Genomic DNA, 3,054 nt, shown 5'->3' with positions numbered 1-3,054 from the left:
GCCCTCGCGCTCTTCCTTGACGCCTTCCAGGCCCAGCTCGTCGCCGTAGTAGACGCTGGGCACGCCGCCGACGGTGAACAGCACGGCCAGGGCGTGGCCGAGGTGGCGGTGGTCGTCGAGGCGGCTGGCGATCCTGGTGACGTCGTGGTTGCCGACGAAGGTGAGGGGGGCGAAGGTGGCGAGCAGGTCGTCGTGGCGGCCGAGGGCGTGCGCGAGCTCGTACAGGTTGCGGTCGTTGAGCGAACTCCAGATGGCCTTCCACAGCTCGTACTGGGTGACGGAGTCGAGGGTCGAGCGGGCGACGTAGCCGGCGTAGTCGCCGTGGATGACCTCGCCGGCGAACCAGGCCTGCGGGTGGCGGGCGCGCACGCGCGGCAGCACCTGCCGCCAGAACTCGGCCGGTACGGCGTAGGCGGCGTCCAGCCGCCAGCCGTCGGCCCCCCGGTCCAGCCAGTGGCCGAGCACCGAGGCCACGTAGTCCTGGACCGCCTCCTGGGCGTGGTCGAGCGCGACCAGGCGCTCGTGTCCCTCGAAGGTGTCGTAGTCGGCCGCGCCCGGCTGCCGGCGGAGCCAGCCGGCGTCGCCGGTGAAGGAGCGGCCGACGTGGTTGAAGACGCCGTCGAGCGCGATGCGCAGGCCGTGTTCGCGGGCCCGGGCGACCAGGGCGTCGAAGTCGGCGTCGTCGCCGAGGCGCGGGTCGATGGCGAAGTGGTCCACGGTGTCGTAGCCGTGCGTCTCGGAGGCGAAGATCGGGCCCAGCATCACCCCGGTGCAGCCCAGGTCCGCCGCGTGGCCGAGCCACGGCTCCAGCCGCCGCAGCCGGTGCCCGGCCGCACCTGCGGACGTGGGCGGGGCACCGGTGAAGCCGAGGGGGTAGACGTGCCACCAGATCGCCTCGTCACTCCACGCTGGGCTCATGCCTGTATACCGTACGTCACCGCTGTCCGGCGCCCGCACGCAGCTCCCGTCGCAGCTCGACCGCGCGGTGCAGGTAGTGGGAGGCGAGCGCGGTGCGCCCGGCCGAGCGGTAGAGCTCGCCGAGCGTCTGGAACGTGCTGGCCTCCCCGCTGCGGTCGCCGAGCTGCTGGAAGATCGCCAGCGAGGCCTGCAGCCGGTGGGAGCCGTCGGACCGGTCGCCCCTGGCGGCCTGCAGCCCGCCGAGGCTCTGCATGGCGTACGCGCCGCAGTGCCGGTCGCCGAGCGTCTCGAAGATGTCCAGGGCCCGCCCCTGGCAGCGGAGCGCCTCGTCGGTCTCGGCCTTCAGGTCGTACAGGCGGCCCAGCTGCATCGAGACGCATCCTTCGCGGTGGGCGTCGCCGAGCTCCCTGGCCAGCCGCAGCGCCTCGCCCAGCCAGCGCGAGGCCTGGCGCAGATCCTGCAGGGACAGGTAGACGCGGCCGATGGCCTGCCGGGCGTAGGCTTCGCCGTTCTGGTCGCCGACGGCCAGGAACATGGCCAGGGCGTGGCGGAAGAACCCCAGCGCCCGCAGGTGCCCGCCGGAGAACTGGCTGGCCGCCCCCAGGCCGCAGATCGAGATCGCCTCGCCGCGGGTGTCGCCCAGCTCGTGGAAGATCGCGCGGGCGCGGCGCAGCATGTCCTCGGCCTCGGCGTAGCGATCCTGGTAGAGGCAGACCTGGCCGAGCCCGCGCAGCATGGCGGCCTCGCCGCGGCGGTCGCCGGCCGCGCGGGCGCTGTCGAGGGCGACCCGGTGGGTGAGCTGCCACTCGTCGAGGCGGCAGTGCAGGTCGAAGTAGGGGACGAGGGCCGCGGCCAGCCCCCACGCGGAGGTGGCCAGCCCGGTGTCGGCGGCCAGGCGTACGGCCTCCACGAGCGACTCCCGCTCGGCGTCGAACCACGACAGCGGGTCGGCGGTCAGCCGGCCGAGCGTCTCGCCCGGCAGGCTCCAGCGGGCGGGCTCCTCGGGGGTCAGGCTGAACAGCGTGGTCGGCAGGCGGGCCGTGGCGTGCTCGGCGGCGCTGGTCCAGCCGCCGAGCACGCGGGCGAGCGCCTGGCGTTCCGCCTCGCCGCCCGCGCCCTGCCTGGCCTCGCAGCGCAGCAGGTCGTGCAGCTGGTAGCGGGGCTGGCCGAGCGCGTCGGTGCCGGCCAGGCGCAGGAGGTTCGCGTCCACGAGGGAGTCCACGACGGCTTCGGCGCGGTCGCGGTCCAGCACGGCGTCGGCGACCCAGCCGGGCAGGGAGACGGGACCGAGCAGGCCGAGCGCGCGGAAGGTGGTGGCCGCCTCGCCGGTCAGCTTGCGGGTGCTGCGCTCGAAGGAGCCGCGTACCTCCAGGTCGCCGGCGCGCAGCTCGTCGAGCCTGGTCGAGGCGTCAGCCAGGCGTTGCTGGAGCACGCTGAGCGGCCAGCCGGGGCGGCCGGCCAGCCGGGCGCCGGCGACTCTGATGGCCAGGGGCAGGTGGCCGCAGGCGTCGAGGATGGCCAGGGCGGCGGGGCGTTCCCCGGCCAGCCGTTGCGGCCCCACGATGCGGGCCAGGAGCTGCTCGGCCTCGGTCTCGGGGAGGACGTCCAGCTCCAGCAGCAGGGTGCCGGGCAGCTCGGTGATGCGCCGGCGGCTGGTGACGAGCACCGCGCAGCCGTTGCCGGGCAGCAGGGCCCGTACCTGTGCGGCGTCGGCGGCGTCGTCGAGGAAGACGAGCATGGGCCGCTCGGCCAGCAGCGAGCGGTAGAGCGCGGCGCGCTCGTGCAGGGTGTGCGGCAGGGCGCTGTCGCCGACGCCGAGGGCGCGCAGGGCCTCGGCCAGCAGTTCGGCGGGGTCGGCCGGGGCGGGGTCGGTGCCGCCGAGGCACAGGTGGAGCTGCCCGGCGGGGTAGCCGGCGCGCACAGCGTGCGCGCAGTGCACGGCCAGCGCCGACTTGCCGACTCCCGGCGGGCCGACCACCACGGCGATCGACGGGGGGCCGTCCGGCCGCCGTTCCTGGGCCGACAGCGCGCGGGTCAGGGCGGCCACGGCCTCGGTCCGGCCGGTGAAGTCCGGGATGTCGGCGGGTAACTGGTAGGGCGGCGGCACGGTGGGGGCCCTGTCTCTTATACACACCT

General features: G+C 75.1%; 2 protein-coding genes. Both read right to left on the bottom strand.

All coding sequences use genetic code 11. From position 1 onward, the window contains the following. A partial coding sequence (locus tag ETD85_RS61210; RefSeq protein WP_138698925.1) for an alpha-amylase family glycosyl hydrolase occupies positions 1-918 on the bottom strand: 918 nt, incomplete at its 3' end. A 16-nt stretch (positions 919-934) separates the two neighbouring features. Next, positions 935-3,054 (bottom strand): ATP-binding protein (locus tag ETD85_RS61205; RefSeq protein WP_138698924.1); only part of this gene is annotated, 2,120 nt, incomplete at its 5' end.

Origin of the sequence: Nonomuraea zeae (genome assembly GCF_005889725.1) — a bacterium.
In the GTDB taxonomy this organism is placed as follows: Bacteria; Actinomycetota; Actinomycetes; order Streptosporangiales; family Streptosporangiaceae; genus Nonomuraea; species Nonomuraea zeae.
The sequence above is the reverse complement of the archived record's forward strand: the minus strand, read 5'-3'. Positions and strand labels throughout refer to the sequence as shown.